This window comes from Methylomonas sp. DH-1 (genome assembly GCF_046097555.1).
Taxonomy (GTDB): Bacteria; Pseudomonadota; Gammaproteobacteria; order Methylococcales; family Methylomonadaceae; genus Methylomonas; species Methylomonas koyamae.
Genome location: NZ_CP143089.1, coordinates 1,375,382 through 1,390,454 on the forward strand (window position 1 = coordinate 1,375,382; position 15,073 = coordinate 1,390,454).

At 53.1% G+C, this 15,073-nt stretch carries 15 protein-coding genes and 1 CRISPR repeat array (1 of these 16 only partly in view); of the genes, 14 read left to right on the top strand and 1 reads right to left on the bottom strand.

Annotated elements, in window-relative coordinates:
* Window positions 1–8 precede the first annotated feature (8 nt).
* The 9 genes from cas3 to cas5e are packed head-to-tail and all read left to right on the top strand — an operon-like array spanning window position 9 to window position 7,610.
* The gene (gene cas3, locus VXJ35_RS06665) at window positions 9–2,576 is read left to right on the top strand and encodes a CRISPR-associated helicase/endonuclease Cas3 (protein WP_064020971.1); all 2,568 of its coding nucleotides are present in this window, start codon (window positions 9–11) and stop codon (window positions 2,574–2,576) included.
* A gap of 39 nt (window positions 2,577–2,615) precedes the next feature.
* Entirely contained in the window at window positions 2,616–2,855 is a 240-nt protein-coding gene (locus VXJ35_RS06670; protein ID WP_064020972.1) for a type II toxin-antitoxin system Phd/YefM family antitoxin, read from the top strand.
* On the top strand, window positions 2,855–3,136 hold the full coding sequence (locus VXJ35_RS06675) for a type II toxin-antitoxin system RelE/ParE family toxin (protein ID WP_064020973.1): 282 nt from the start codon (window positions 2,855–2,857) through the stop codon (window positions 3,134–3,136). The genes VXJ35_RS06670 and VXJ35_RS06675 overlap by 1 nt, the downstream gene beginning before the upstream one ends.
* A gap of 10 nt (window positions 3,137–3,146) precedes the next feature.
* Entirely contained in the window at window positions 3,147–4,697 is a 1,551-nt protein-coding gene (gene casA / locus VXJ35_RS06680) for a type I-E CRISPR-associated protein Cse1/CasA (protein WP_064020974.1), read from the top strand.
* Window positions 4,694–5,236, top strand: a complete 543-nt coding sequence (casB, locus tag VXJ35_RS06685; protein ID WP_064020975.1) for a type I-E CRISPR-associated protein Cse2/CasB — start codon at window positions 4,694–4,696, stop codon at window positions 5,234–5,236. Before casA ends, casB begins: the two co-directional genes overlap by 4 nt.
* On the top strand, window positions 5,223–5,480 hold the full coding sequence (locus tag VXJ35_RS06690) for a DUF4160 domain-containing protein (protein WP_064020976.1): 258 nt from the start codon (window positions 5,223–5,225) through the stop codon (window positions 5,478–5,480). Before casB ends, VXJ35_RS06690 begins: the two co-directional genes overlap by 14 nt.
* A 3-nt stretch (window positions 5,481–5,483) precedes the next feature.
* Window positions 5,484–5,726, top strand: coding sequence for a DUF2442 domain-containing protein (locus tag VXJ35_RS06695; RefSeq protein WP_064020977.1), 243 nt, complete (start codon window positions 5,484–5,486; stop codon window positions 5,724–5,726).
* 10 nt (window positions 5,727–5,736) lie between these two features.
* Window positions 5,737–6,897, top strand: coding sequence for a type I-E CRISPR-associated protein Cas7/Cse4/CasC (gene cas7e / locus VXJ35_RS06700; protein ID WP_064020978.1), 1,161 nt, complete (start codon window positions 5,737–5,739; stop codon window positions 6,895–6,897).
* 2 nt (window positions 6,898–6,899) lie between these two features.
* Window positions 6,900–7,610 (top strand): type I-E CRISPR-associated protein Cas5/CasD, encoded by a 711-nt coding sequence (cas5e, locus tag VXJ35_RS06705; protein WP_064020979.1) that lies wholly within the window; start codon window positions 6,900–6,902, stop codon window positions 7,608–7,610.
* 113 nt (window positions 7,611–7,723) lie between these two features.
* Here cas5e and VXJ35_RS06710 read toward each other — a convergent pair whose 3' ends face one another.
* Window positions 7,724–8,821: an IS5 family transposase gene (locus VXJ35_RS06710; RefSeq protein ID WP_064020022.1), complete on the bottom strand. Its 1,098-nt coding sequence runs from the start codon at window positions 8,819–8,821 to the stop codon at window positions 7,724–7,726.
* A gap of 112 nt (window positions 8,822–8,933) precedes the next feature.
* Between VXJ35_RS06710 and cas6e the strand changes: the two genes are divergently transcribed.
* Genes cas6e through cas2e form a run of 5 tightly spaced genes read left to right on the top strand, consistent with a single transcriptional unit; the run spans window position 8,934 to window position 11,552 of the window.
* Window positions 8,934–9,653, top strand: coding sequence for a type I-E CRISPR-associated protein Cas6/Cse3/CasE (gene cas6e / locus VXJ35_RS06715; RefSeq protein ID WP_064020980.1), 720 nt, complete (start codon window positions 8,934–8,936; stop codon window positions 9,651–9,653).
* Between the two features lie 47 nt (window positions 9,654–9,700).
* On the top strand, window positions 9,701–9,976 hold the full coding sequence (locus tag VXJ35_RS06720; protein WP_064020981.1) for a type II toxin-antitoxin system Phd/YefM family antitoxin: 276 nt from the start codon (window positions 9,701–9,703) through the stop codon (window positions 9,974–9,976).
* Window positions 9,973–10,302, top strand: coding sequence for a type II toxin-antitoxin system RelE/ParE family toxin (locus VXJ35_RS06725; protein WP_064020982.1), 330 nt, complete (start codon window positions 9,973–9,975; stop codon window positions 10,300–10,302). The genes VXJ35_RS06720 and VXJ35_RS06725 overlap by 4 nt, the downstream gene beginning before the upstream one ends.
* A gap of 34 nt (window positions 10,303–10,336) precedes the next feature.
* Window positions 10,337–11,248, top strand: coding sequence for a type I-E CRISPR-associated endonuclease Cas1e (gene cas1e / locus VXJ35_RS06730; RefSeq protein ID WP_064023402.1), 912 nt, complete (start codon window positions 10,337–10,339; stop codon window positions 11,246–11,248).
* A complete protein-coding gene (cas2e, locus tag VXJ35_RS06735) occupies window positions 11,229–11,552 on the top strand; it encodes a type I-E CRISPR-associated endoribonuclease Cas2e (protein WP_064020983.1) in 324 nt (107 codons plus the stop codon). The genes cas1e and cas2e overlap by 20 nt, the downstream gene beginning before the upstream one ends.
* Before the next feature lie 281 nt (window positions 11,553–11,833).
* A CRISPR array of direct repeats spans window positions 11,834–15,073; the repeat unit is 29 nt; unit sequence GCGTTCCCCGCACCCGCGGGGATGAACCG; it runs 1,119 nt beyond the window's last position.

The window sequence follows — 15,073 nt, forward strand, 5'->3', positions numbered from 1 at the left end:
AAGCGAAAATGGCGGAATCCGCGTCCTACTACCGTTATTGGGGCAAAGCCAAACCGGAAGCCGATGGCGGCCCGGCTTACCATTTATTGCCTTACCATTGTTTGGATGTGGCTGCGGTGGCAAGTTGCTGGTGGGAGCATAGTAAAAGTTTACGTCAACAATTTACCCAATCCATGCAGATGGAAAGGGAAGAGCAAGCAAAAACCTTGATTCTGTTTTTTGTCGCCCTACACGATTTGGGCAAGCTCGACATTCGCTTTCAAGCCAAAGCACCACATGCGCTAATAAATTTACAATCCGATGCCAGTCTTAAAAATACAGGTGAGAACTATTACCACGGCCCAGCCGGCTACGGCTGTTTTGTCCATGAATATCAATCCTATGGTATAGAATTTGGCAATGAAGATGCAGCGCTAGATTGGTTGCGACAAGTGGCAGGACATCATGGCGTAATCCCTGACTACGCTGAATTTAGCAATCCTGCGTTTGTTGATGAATCCATCATCCAACGCGATCAACAAGCGCGAATCGACTGGATAAGCGACTTGGCTGAATTGTTTCAAATCGATTTAAACGCGACCCTCGAATCTGTGCCGCCCATGCTGGCCGGTTTTTGCAGTGTGTGTGATTGGATAGGCTCCAGCGAGTACTTCCCTTACGAAAGCACACCTAATATCCCATTAAATAGTTATCTGGAGTCGCGCCGTGCACAGGCAGAGGAAGCCTTAACGGCATTTGGTATTTTTGCTCAGCTTAAAATCAATAAAACTCTGGAAACACTGTTCCCAGGCTATAGTCCACAGGGTTTGCAGACCCTCGTCGAACAGTTGCCGCTTCAACAAAATTTGACACTCATTGAGGCGCCTACCGGCTCCGGCAAAACCGAAACGGCCTTGGTTTATGCCGCCAAAATGCTACATGCCGGTTTGGCGGAAAGCATTATTTTTGCCTTGCCTACTCAGGCGACAGCCAATGCCATGTTGGATAGGCTGGAAAAGATGGCCGACTATTTATTCAAAGATGGCGCAAACGTGGTTTTGGCGCATGGCAAAAGCAGCTTGCAACAATCGTTGCAAACTATTGGTCGTGTAACCGCTCAAGGTCAGGAAGAAGCCAACCAGCAAGCGATCCATTGGCTAACCGCCAGTAAAAAGCGCGCATTTCTTGGGCAAATCGGGGTCTGTACCATCGATCAGGTATTGCTCTCGGTACTGCCGGTTAAACACAAGTTTGTCCGTGGCTTTGGTATTCAAAAAAGCCTGCTGATTGTCGATGAAGTGCATGCTTACGACAGTTACATGTATGGATTATTAGGCACAGTACTAAAGCAACAATATCAAGCCGGTGGCAGTGTTCTACTGTTATCCGCCACCTTGCCTCAAAAGCAACGGGAGGATTTGGCCGCCAATTGGAATAAAAGCTTCGTCCCTGAAACGGATGTTTATCCGTTAATCACTCAGATTTACCGGCAAAAATCGTTAGAAACGTTTGCGATTACTGATAGGCAACAGCTGCCGAAGTCGCGCGAAGTGTTACTGGAAACATGGCGATTGCCCGAATTGAAATTTGATGAACCCAGCTTGCAGCGGATCATTGATGCGGCAATGCAAGGCGCCAAGGTTGCGGTGATCTGTAATCTGGTGGCAGATGCGCAGTTGCTTGTAAATCGCTTGGTCGAAACCGCAATCGACACACAGATTCCCGTCGATTTATTTCATTCCCGCTACCGTTTTGTTGACCGGCAACATTTGGAAGACGCCGTCAAAAAGCTTTACGGCAAAGACAATAGCAAACGCGCCCAAGGCGGGCGCATTTTGGTCGCCACCCAAGTCATTGAACAAAGTTTGGATTTGGATTTCGATTGGCTCATCACGCAATTATGTCCGGTCGATTTGTTGTTTCAGCGCATGGGACGCTTGCACCGCCATGCTCGGCCCCGGCACGAAAGGCCGCAAAACTTTAGATCGTCGCCCAGTTGTGTCGTCATCGTGCCGGAACAGCCGTTGGAATATGGATATACAGGTAAATATGTTTATCAAAATACCCGCATCTTGTGGCGTACCGAACAGCTTATTAGCAGCCCAAGTGTCGCATTTCCGCAAGCCTATCGCGAGTGGATAGGCAAGGTTTATCAAGAGCAGCCGTGGGAATCTGAACCCGCTTCCATCACCGAAGCTGCGGACAAATACCAGCGTGAGGTTGATGATAACAAGCGGCGCATTGCCCGGTTGGTAACTGAATACAAAGTGAATCCCTTGCCGGATGACAGTGATAAAGCCACCACGCTGACGCGAGACGGCGAAATGGGCCTAACCGTTTTGCCGGTAATTGTGGAAGGCGGCCAGCGCGTAACCCTTGAAGGCGAACTGCTGGATAAGAACAGCAAAAACTACTGGGAATTACTGAGTCTGCATGGCGTTCCTGTGCCCAGTTCATGGAGCGGTTTATTGGCCGGTTGCTTGGAAGAGGGCGTGTACTTTTTAGCTATGCGGCAAGAGGGTGAAGTTTGGCAAACCACCATCAACGAGCAAACCGTTTATTACTCTATGGCATTAGGTTTATGGGTGGAAAAATGATTAAAATGGACAAAACATCCATTATTTGACGAGGCCATTATGAAAATCATCAACGCTACCCAAGCCAAACAAGCCTTTGGTGAATTGCTGAATAACGCCCAACAGGAACCGGTGGCGATTCAAAAACATCAAAAAGACTTTGCCATTTTGTTGTCGTCGGCACGTTACCAAGAGCTGTTGGCGTTTGAAGACCAATGTTTACACGGCTTGGCTGTGTTGGCAGAGCAAGAAGGCTTTATTGGTGTAGAGGCCAGCAAGAATTTATTGGATAGCATTTGATGCGCCAACTTGATTTCACCAAATCCGCCGAACGCAGTCTGCGCAAATTGGCAGAATCCGATCAGCGCCTTGCCAAGCAGATCAAGATCAAGTTACTGGGGTTGCTGCAAGAACCGCAACCTAATGAGTCGCTGAAAATGGTGGGTAACCCAGAGTATTTGCGGGTTAGGGTAGGCAAGTACCGCATTATTTACCGTTTTGACGACACCATGCTCTACATCGTGCTGATCGCCAAGCGCGAAATTGTTTACGAAGAATTTGCCCGACTCATGAACCGATAAGTCTATACCCATGAACCTACTGACCGACGACTGGATACCCGTTGAAATTGCCGGAACACAGCGACGCATCTCGCTGCAAACCCTGCTTTGCGAAGACCCGGATTGCACCATCAAAACCTTCCGCGACGATATGGAGTTGGCCACCCTGCAATTGCTGGTTTGTCTGGTACAAGTCGTTTTTATGCCGGACGATAAAAAATCGCTAAAACATCGCTGGCAGACACCGTTGACCGTTAGCGAATATCAAGACGGCATTGCAGGCTATCTGGATTGGTTCGATCTGTTGCATCCTGAAACGCCGTTTATGCAAACGGCCGGCGTTACGCCGGAAAAGGGCGATAAAAACTGGGCTTCGTTACAAAAACTGTTTATGGGGTTGCCGGAAAAAAGTAGCACCAGTCCAACGTCTAGCGCCTTTTTCGATACACCTGATGAGATAACCGCCATCCCAATCGGTGATGCAGCTATCGCCCTATTTCAACAGGCCACTAATGGTTTTAGTTTGGGTGGCGTTGGTTATTCTGTAGGATTGAAAGGTTCTATGCCGCTAACCACATTAGTCGTTAGCGAATCGCTGAGAAAATCGATTTGGTGTAACGTGCTCAGTCAGGAATTTATTGAACCATTTGGGATTTTGGATGCACCGATACCAGAACCCACTTGGATAACGCCGCCTCATAGTCGGTTCGCCGAAGAACAAGCCCATCACATCGGATTAGCAAGAGGCCTATTTTGGCAACCCGCCAAGGTCAAACTGGCACTCTGTAATGGTTTGGTAACCGGTTTTTATAAAGAAGCTGGCACCTGCACCGTAAAAGGCTATTGGCTTCACCCACATACCCCCATCGACATTTTGCGTCTGCACGCCAACGCCCCGAAAGAAAAGCCCTATTTGTCGGGACAAGGCAATCAGCCCTTATGGGGGCAAATGCTCAGTTATTTTTACAGTGCCGAAAACATCAGAACTCTGGACATCAATCGTGGTGGCTATAGCAGCGCTTTAGTCGTGCAACAGTATCAGGCACTTTGGCGTGGTTGCAGCATTAAATTGGCCGTTGGCGGTTATATCAAAGGTGGCTCAGCAGAAAGTCTAGCGGGGCGCAAACACGAGCTATACAGCCTGTCTTCCGGCTGGGACACCAAGATTCCCGAAGTGGATCGGCTCATCAAGATTGGCCTGAATACCCAGCAAAAACTCGATACTGCCATTCGTAAGTTTGCCGACTTAGCCGAAACCAATTTCAAAGATCGCCGAGACGGAAAACTCAAGCAGCAAACAGGCAAAGAAGGCCATTTCCGCAAAAATCTGCGCAACAAAGCCAAACAGCAATATTTCGACAACTCGGAAACCATCATGCACAGCATTTTGCGCAACTTGGCGTTTGATGACATTGCAGATTACCAAACACGTTTTTCAAAATTGGCAGAACAGGTTTTCGAGCAAGTAATTAGCCCATACGAACACGAAGACAAAATGCTGGAACCGGTTTTAGCGTCTCGTCAATATCTCGCCAATATGCTGAATAAACTCAACAAATCACGTGAAGGAGTCACCGCATGAGCCAAGCATCAACTCAAGAGGATAAAAACCGCTACTTGCAAGCCCTGTATGACGAGTATCAGGTTTTAAGCAACGGTGACAAAGCTAACATCCGCCGTTGTGTGGAACCGGATGACTTGTTGATAACGCCGGCCTTTTTGCGCTTGATCGGTGAAACGCTAGGGCGATTTAATGGTACGGAACGCGCCAACGCGGCTGCATTTTTTAACCATTTACCTCAAATAGCCCGAATTGTGTATGTGTTGCCTTTTGCCAAACCAAACGGTAAATCATTGGGAGCCGTATTTTACAAACAGGAAATCAGCGAACGTCGTTTGTTTTTAATCATGCGTTCCGAATATCCGCAGGACTTAATCCAGCTTCGGCGCTTTTGCCAACAATGCAAAGATGCCGATATTGATGGTCTTAAATTAGCCAATTTATTGCTGTATTGGGGTAAAGATAAAGCCACCAGCGAAGGCAGCAAACGCCAGTTGATGAAGGATTTTTATTTATTCAACCATCAACCTGCCGAGGAGGTTGTCGATGCCGATTATTAGCCGCTTTCTCGGCATTATTATCACCATGTACTGGTCGGATCACGCACCGCCGCACTTTCATGCCAAATATGGCGAGTACGAAATCATCGTCACCATCGAAGGCGGTGTTATCGAAGGCAAATTTCCCAAACGCGCTTTACAACATGTCTTGGAATGGCTGGAATTACATCAGCATGAGCTATTGGAAAACTGGCAACGCTGCCAAAACCGCCAACCCTTATTACCCGTGCAACCTTTGGAGTAAGCCATGATTTTGCATGTTACCGATGTCCAATACCTACAAAACTACCAGCTTAAACTCACCTTTAACGATGGCGTTGCCGGTGTCGTCGATTTAAGCAACGAGCTATGGGGGGAAATGTTCGAACCATTAAAAGACACCCAATTATTCAGCCAAGTAAAATTGGATAAAGAGCTGGACACCATCGTTTGGGCTAACGGCGCCGATTTAGCGCCGGAATTTTTACGTAATTTGATTCAACCTGCATAGGATCGCAACCATGTCTAAAAACTTCGTCAACTTTCATATTTTGATGTCTCACAGCCCTTCCTGCTTGAACCGCGATGACATGGGTATGCAAAAAACGGCGGTATTTGGGGGGACGCGGCGAGTGCGGATTTCCAGCCAAAGTTTGAAGCGGGCGATTCGCACCTCGCCTTACTATGAAGCACAATTCGGCAGGCCCTCCGAACGCACCAAACAACTGACGCTGCTACGCGATAAATACCGTGAATTGTTGAAAGACAAATTTTCAGCATCTGTGACTGATACTGTTTTGATGGCAGTTGCAGGCGTCAAAGAAATTAAAGAGTTGGAAGAAAAAGTTAAAAAAGGCCAAGGTAATGATGTAGATCGAGTCAAATTGGAGGGCACAGAGTCTGGCGCGGTCGCCGCGTGGTCCATTTATGAAATCGAAAAATACTGCGAACTCTATAGCCAACTTCAGGCTGAGCATAGCGACGACAAAGCCTTTCAAAAAGCTTGGGACAAAGAAACCAAGAAGGACAGCTTCAAGAAGTTTAACGATGCTTTTCAAAATAGCGTGGACATCGCGCTGTCAGGTCGGATGGCTACATCCGGCATTATGACCTCGGTGGATGCCGCTCTCGCAGTCGCTCATGTCATCACCACCCACACCGTAGACGGTGATTTGGATTGGTTTACCGCCGTGGACGATTTAACCCAGGAAGCAGGAGAAACCGGTTCGGCGCATTTGGATACCCAGGAATTCAGCGCCGGGGTGTTTTACCGCTATGCCTCGTTAAATTTGACCCAGCTGCAAGAAAACCTTGGCGAAACCAGCCGGGAAAAAGCCCTGGAAATTGCCGCCCATACTTTGCACATGCTGGCAACCGTGATTCCCGACGCTAAACGCAACAGTACCGCCGCCGACAATCCGGCGGATTTTGTCTGTGTGGCATTAAGCGATCAACCCATTTCATTAGCCAATGCGTTTGAAGAGCCGGTTAAAAGCAAGTCGGGTTTTCTTAAACCCTCGATTGAGCAATTCATAAACTACAAGGAGCGCGTTTATCAAGGTTACGAGCTTGACGATAAAGTGGCTTTTTTTAGCTTGCACGATACCAGTGCATTGAATGGAAAAGCTTACCCGTCGTTAAGCAAGCTTGAGAACTGGCTAAAACAAGACGGCGAGGCTTAAGCATGCCGGAATTTTTAATTCTCAAATGCCAGGGTGCAATGCAGGCCTGGGGTGGACATACCTACGAGGACTATCGGCCCAGCCTGATTTTTCCAACCCGTAGCGCAGTGGTTGGCTTGTTAGGTGCGTGTTTGGGCATCAATCGCCAACAGCCGGAGCAGCTTAAAAAGCTGAACGACAGTTTTGAATTGACGGTATTGGCCAATCACCGGCTTGTTGAACAACGCCAATTTAAAGACGAACGCAAACCTAGGACGGTAAATTTGCACAAAATCACCGACTACCACACGGTGCTTAACGCCCGTCGAGCCGACGGTGGCAAACGTGACGACGCGATTGTTTCTCGTCGCGAATATCTATGTGACGCGGAATTTACCTTAGCCTTGGCATTTAAAGATTCGGCGGAATACGATTTGGCAAAAGTTTTAACGGCAATAAAAGCACCCAAGTACACACCCTATTTAGGTCGCCGATCTTGCCCGTTGCAACGGCCTTTATTCGAGGCGATTGTCGGTGCCGAAGATGCGCAGCAAGCCCTAAAGCAGATCGAAACCAGTGGCACGTTATACAGCGAAACGCCACTGAACAACGCTCATACCCTGCAAGTGCGCGACTTACCACTATTCGGTGAAACGAGGCGCTTCGTCACACGCCCCGTTTATCAGGCTGGTGAAAAACCCACTGATATTTCCCCTTACCCACGGTTGCCGTGATTTTTTCGTGTTGAAATCGGTCATGACATCGAGTTTCAAGCGTTTTGCCCCTGTTTCAAGGGCTTTTTATTCGCCTGAAGCCGTCTGTGGACGGTTTTCAGGCGTACTTCACCCTAGGTGGGCGCACTCCACGCCGGTTTCGGCGTGAACACCAATAGGTTGAGCAAGCGCGTCAGGTTGTAGGCGGCGAAGCAAAACAAGGCTTGGCCAGCGACTTTGGCTAAGCCGATGTGACGGGTTTTGCGCAGGCCGCCGACCGTTTTGACCCAGCCAAAGGCTTCTTCGACGATTTTGCGGCGCTTGAGGCTTTGGGCGTAACCTTTGCCGCGCGCGGTGCGGCCATCGACGGCACTGCCGGTCTTTTTCCGGGCCACATGGGCTTTGATGTCTTGCGCCTTGAGTCCGTTGACGAAAGCCGGTTGGTCATAGCCTTTGTCGGCACCGACGCTACCGCCTTTGGGCACACGGCGTTTGATCATTGTTTGCGCGGCTTCGATTTCGGCGGTGCCGGTGGCTTGGGTGGTTTCGACATCGACAATCAGGCCGTTGCGATTCTCGGACAAGGCATGGGTGATGTAACGCAGTTTGGCCTCGGTGTATTCGCCTTTCTTGTAGAGCCGCGCTTCCGGGTCTGTCGTGCTTTGGTGGGTGGCGTTGCTGCGCTTTTCGCCGCTGAAGTCGACCTCGGGATTGCGGCCGGCGGGTTTGTCCGGGCCGCTGCCGTCTTTCTTAACGAAGCTTTTGTGCGAGGCCCAGGCTTCAATGAGGCTGCCGTCGACACTGAAGTGTTCGTCGGACACCAGGTTTTGCCATTCGGCTATGGCCAGTACCCGCTCAAAAAATTCGCGACTCAGCGCTTCGGACAGCAGCCGTTCGCGGTTGGCGCTGAACACGCTGCGTTCCCAGACAGCATCGTCGATGCCCAGACCGACAAACCAGCGAAACAGCAGGTTGTAGTCCAGCTGTTCCATCAACTGGCGTTCGCTACGAACGGTGTACAGCACTTGCAACAGCAAGGCGCGCAGCAGTTTTTCGGGCGCAATCGACGGGCGGCCAGTGTGCGAGTAACGCTCGGCAAAGACGGCATTCATAGAGGTCAATACGCCATCGACGAGTAGACGTAAACGACGCAACGGATGCTGTTTGGGAATACGTTCTTCCAGGCTAACGTAGCTGAACCAGCTATTTTGAATGGCATCGTGTCCGCGCATTGAAAGGCTCCAAATTTAGGTAGCCTATTTTAACAGTTGGCGGCTCATCTATGCCTTAGCCTACTTGGCTTTTCGAGTTTTTCACCAGCCTGTTATGTGCTGGGAGGCTAAGATGTATTTCAGTCGTCTGCGTGTCGCTCCCAACCAATTACCGCAATTTGCCAAGCTTTCCCAATATAACCATTACCAGTTACACCAAATATTGTGGCAGCTGTTTCGTGACAAACCCGAGGAAGAGCGGGATTTTTTGTTTCGGCAAGATACTGACAGCTATGGATTACCGATTTTTTATTTGTTGTCCAAATATCAGCCGCAACATGAAGGAAACACTTGGCTTATCGAAACCAAGCCATTCCAACCAACGTTAAAAGCGGGGGATCTGCTGTCTTTTAGTCTCCGCGCCAATCCGGTAGAGCAGGTCAAGTTGGAGCGTAGCGAATCCGAACAGTTGGAACATGCCGAACAACGTAAGGCAAACGGATTGCCGGAAAAACAAACCAAAAAGCGGATTCATCACGATGTAGTGATGCAACTGAAAAAGTCGCTGAGCGATGAAGAACGGCAGTCTTACTCGCAAGCGGAGCTGGAACAGCAAGCAGGGGAGAAGTGGCTGAACGAACGGGCTGAGAAGAATGGTTTTCGGGTGTTGTCGGTCACTGCGCAAGGCTATCAGCAACATCATTTCAAAAAGCGCCAAATCAAAATCAGTACTTTGGATTTCACCGGCGAATTGCAAATCACCGACCCGGAAAAATTCCGCCAAACCCTGTTCACCGGCCTGGGCCGGGCGAAGGCATTTGGCTGTGGTTTGCTGATGGTCCGGCGGTTATAATCAGGACTTAATTCAGTCTGAATTTATTTCGGTGCGAGTAAAACAAAATGAAACTATCCGAAAACATAAAACCCATCAGTTACTTAAAAGCCAACGCGGCCGAGGTGATCGAGAAATTGAAAACCGATCACCAGCCTATGGTCATCACCCAAAACGGCGAGGCGGCGATGGTGGTTCAGTCGGTGGCCGATTACGAGCAAACTCAGGAAACCCTGGCCTTGCTGAAAATGTTGGCGCAGAGTCAGCAAGCTTTCGCGGAAGGCAAGACGGTGTCCAGCGCAGAGGCTTTTGCCCGTTTACGTGAGCGGCGCGGCTTGGCATGAGTGTCCCGGTACGGCTGACCGAACCGGCCTTGGCCGACTTGCTTGCCATCAATGATTATTTCCTGCTGGAAGTCAGCGACAAGGTGGCGGCAAAAATCATTGATGCTCTCGAACTGGCCGTCAATAGTCTTGCCGATTTGAACGAGCGTGGGACTGTCCCCAAAGAATTACTGGTATTGGGCATTCGCCAATACCGCCAGTTGATCGTAAAACCGTATCGCATTATCTACGAGAGGCTGCCTGACCAAGTCGTGGTTCATGCCATTCTGGATGGGCGCCGCGATATTCAAACCCTATTAACGCAACGATTGCTTGGCGTTCTTTAGCCGACACGACCAAGAAATCAAGGATGATTTGCCCATGCTCCCACCCCTCAAACCCATCGCCATGAAAGAACGCGTGTCCATGGTCTTTATCGAAAAAGGCCAGATCGACGTCAAGGACGGCGCCTTCGTCGTCATCGACGAAACCGGCATCCGCACCCACATCCCGGTCGGCTCCATCGCCTGCATCATGTTGGAACCCGGCACCCGCGTCTCCCATCACGCCGCCGCGCTGGCGGCCAGGGTAGGGACGTTGCTGGTCTGGGTCGGCGAAGCCGGTGTTAGATTATATGCCGCCGGCCAACCCGGCGGCGCGCGCTCCGACCGCTTGCTGTACCAAGCGAAGTTGGCGCTGGACGACGACGCCCGCTTGAAGGTAGTGCGCAAAATGTACGAAATTCGTTTTGGCGAAAAACCGCCCGAGCGCCGCAGCGTCGAACAACTGCGCGGTATCGAAGGCGCCAGAGTCAAGAAGTTGTACCAATTGCTGGCCAAACAGGCCGGCGTGGACTGGAACGGCCGCAATTACGATTACACGCAATGGGACAACAGCGACACCGCCAACCGCTGTCTCAGTGCCGCCACCGCCTGCCTTTACGGCATCTGCGAAGCGGCGGTGCTGGCCGCCGGATACGCGCCGACCATCGGCTTTATTCACACCGGCAAGCCGCTATCGTTTGTTTACGACATCGCCGACCTGTTCAAATTCGACGACATCGTCCCGCACGCCTTCAAAATCGCCGCCAAAAATTATTCCAATCCTGAGCGCGAAGTGCGGCTGATGTGCCGCGACGTGTTCCGCCAATCCAAAATCCTGCGCAAAATCATCCCCACCATTGAGGAGGTGTTGGCGGCCGGTGAACTGGAAATCCCCAAACCGGCCGAGGAAAACATCGCTCCGGCCATCCCGAATGCGGAGGGCATCGGCGATGTTGGTCATCGTAGTTGAAAACGTCCCGCCCCGGTTGCGCGGGCGCTTGGCGGTGTGGCTGATCGAAATCCGCGCCGGGGTCTACGTCGGCGATTTGTCGGCCAAGGTGCGGGACATGATCTGGTCGCAAGTCGAGCAGGGCTTGGAGGAGGGCAACGCCGTGATGGTCTGGAGTACCAACACCGAATCCGGCTTTGATTTTATGACTTTAGGAAAGAACAGACGGCTGCCGGTGGAATTGGACGGCTTGAAACTGGTGTCATTTTTTCCGCCGGAAGATGCCGATTCGACGTCCTCGCCCTCAGGGCACGGGCCGGGGTGAGGGGAGAAATGCGCACTATTAACCCCGACCCTTAACTATACCGTTCGCCTTTATGCCCCTCGGGTACTGAGCCCGTCGAAGGGCACAGCAGCTTGGGCTTCGACCCGCTCAGCCCGAACGGAATACCCGTGATAAACGGGGTTGGGTTAATAGACACCTGGTGGCATATAGAGCGCTGTAAGATGTTGCGCCCGCTTTTTAACAACTTGGAAAACACCGAAAAATTCGGTAGAAAATTCGACCGGTTGTTTCCGTTTATCTAACAATAAGTTAGCATTAGTGCGTTCCCCGCACCCGCGGGGATGAACCGTTAATACTGGAAGAAGGCGACAAAGTTAATACGCGTTCCCCGCACCCGCGGGGATGAACCGGCCGATTATCCAAGGTATTGGACAGATGGAGGGCGTTCCCCGCACCCGCGGGGATGAACCGGTTGGGGTTTAGATGGAATACCGTATGAACCAGCGTTCCCCGCACCCGCGGGGATGAACCGCCATTCAATATCCGCTGCTGCTCGTCTTCAGTGCGTTCCCCGCACCCGCGGGGATGAACCGTATGGGAATTTGGCAGTCTGCGTGACGCAGTGGCGTTCCCCGCACCCGCGGGGATGAACCGACGATTAGCGGCATCTTCCAAAAACTGCGTAAGCGTTCCCCGCACCCGCGGGGATGAACCGACGGTTGCACATGTGGTTTAGCCAATTTTTCGGCGTTCCCCGCACCCGCGGGGATGAACCGGAAAACCCTGATTTTGATGGCAGTTGGAATGAGCGTTCCCCGCACCCGCGGGGATGAACCGTACAACCAAATCATAACCCCTCCAGTGCCAGATGCGTTCCCCGCACCCGCGGGGATGAACCCTCCTTGGGCGAGACGCGGCCGGCGGCGATAGGGCGTTCCCCGCACCCGCGGGGATGAACCGGCCGACATTGACACGGCTGAAGTCATTCAAGGGCGTTCCCCGCACCCGCGGGGATGAACCGCCGGTACAAAGCAAGCGCGGGGCGTTGTTGGGGCGTTCCCCGCACCCGCGGGGATGAACCGTGATGGATCAAACCGAGCTGCCAACCAGCTTTGCGTTCCCCGCACCCGCGGGGATGAACCGAATTTCGCGATTTGGTGCAGGATTCGGATAACGCGTTCCCCGCACCCGCGGGGATGAACCGCAGAGCAGCAAGAAGAAATCGCGCAGGAAAAGGCGTTCCCCGCACCCGCGGGGATGAACCGAGAGAGAGGGTACGATGGTTGATGGCAAGAAAGCGTTCCCCGCACCCGCGGGGATGAACCGCGATCCGTTACATCGGGCGCCTGGAAGCGTCAAGCGTTCCCCGCACCCGCGGGGATGAACCGCCTTCCATCGGCCCGCATAACAGCAAAATCAGGCGTTCCCCGCACCCGCGGGGATGAACCGACCATCTTAGGAGTCGCAACAGTGACAGCAACGCGTTCCCCGCACCCGCGGGGATGAACCGATTTTCTTCGCACTATCCACCTTAGCTTTCTTGCGTTCCCCGCACCCGCGGGGATGAACCGACTTATACCGTTATGAAAAAAATTAAGTCACAGCGTTCCCCGCACCCGCGGGGATGAACCTGGCTTACCGACAACGGGACGCCCGCCGATTTTGCGTTCCCCGCACCCGCGGGGATGAACCGGTTCGGTAAAAGATGACGCCACAAGAAGAGCTGCGTTCCCCGCACCCGCGGGGATGAACCGTATTTGGATATATGGAGCAATGCAGCAACGGCGCGTTCCCCGCACCCGCGGGGATGAACCGAAGACCCAATGACGCCTTTACGTTACATGAATGCGTTCCCCGCACCCGCGGGGATGAACCGTCGGGCCAGTTAATCATGCCAATAATGGCGATGCGTTCCCCGCACCCGCGGGGATGAACCGGCTTTAGATTCTTTGTTTCAGCCTGAATTCCAGCGTTCCCCGCACCCGCGGGGATGAACCGCCTATCTTCATCTGGTCTATAGGCTTACTGGCGCGTTCCCCGCACCCGCGGGGATGAACCGGCGTCTATGCCGGCGGCGAAAGCGCATTGAAGGCGTTCCCCGCACCCGCGGGGATGAACCGGTAGGCGCAAATGAGCGATCAAAACAGAGTGCGCGTTCCCCGCACCCGCGGGGATGAACCGCACTGTGTCTGCCTTACTTTGAATAGACTGATGCGTTCCCCGCACCCGCGGGGATGAACCGTCTTGATTCCGGCGACCGTTTCATTGCCAGTAGCGTTCCCCGCACCCGCGGGGATGAACCGAATGTATCCATAGGGGCGCACCATGCCAAGAAGCGTTCCCCGCACCCGCGGGGATGAACCAGTTTCGAGATTGACCGGGGCGAGCAGGGGCACGCGTTCCCCGCACCCGCGGGGATGAACCGACAAATGCCCACAGTGCAGCCGTGGCATGGCGGCGTTCCCCGCACCCGCGGGGATGAACCGAATTCCGGCCTTACAAGTCCATGATTGACGGGGCGTTCCCCGCACCCGCGGGGATGAACCGACGTGAATCTTGGCGGGCAAATCGATAACCCAGCGTTCCCCGCACCCGCGGGGATGAACCGCAATGCGGCGATTGGCAAATGCAGGTCTGATAGCGTTCCCCGCACCCGCGGGGATGAACCGACCAATACTCGCCGAAAATAACGGATGGCAGCGCGTTCCCCGCACCCGCGGGGATGAACCGGATGATATTTGCCTGAATCGCGCCGCTGTTGCCGCGTTCCCCGCACCCGCGGGGATGAACCATGGGCTAGGCGACTTTGTTAACGGGGGCCGCTGCGTTCCCCGCACCCGCGGGGATGAACCGCTAGTCCAGAAATAGGCCAAGATTGTGTATTAGCGTTCCCCGCACCCGCGGGGATGAACCGCGCAAATACGGCCGTGACAACTGGCAGCAGGTGCGTTCCCCGCACCCGCGGGGATGAACCGCCAGTCAGCTTATTAACCGTTTGATTTCGCACGCGTTCCCCGCACCCGCGGGGATGAACCGGCGCAGCAAGATGCCCAGATGAAACAAGCCGAGGCGTTCCCCGCACCCGCGGGGATGAACCGAAAGAGATAGCCGGCAGCGGCTACGTGCGTTCCCCGCACCCGCGGGGATGAACCGTCTCCCGTCGCTGGAAAGACAAAAATCCCGTCGCGTTCCCCGCACCCGCGGGGATGAACCGAGCACGTCAATCCGGCGACCGCATCCGGACACGCGTTCCCCGCACCCGCGGGGATGAACCGGGAGTCGTGGCTCTGGCGAAGGCTCTTACAATGCGTTCCCCGCACCCGCGGGGATGAACCGCTTTCGGTCAGCCCCTGACGCACGTCGTTTTGGCGTTCCCCGCACCCGCGGGGATGAACCGGGACGTTCAGGTAAGTAATTTTTTTTGCCTTGGCGTTCCCCGCACCCGCGGGGATGAACCCTCAGCGCTTTCGCTGACTTCGTGATTGATTATGCGTTCCCCGCACCCGCGGGGATGAACCGCCTGATTTAATCGCGTTGCCACTGCGCGGCCTGCGTTCCCC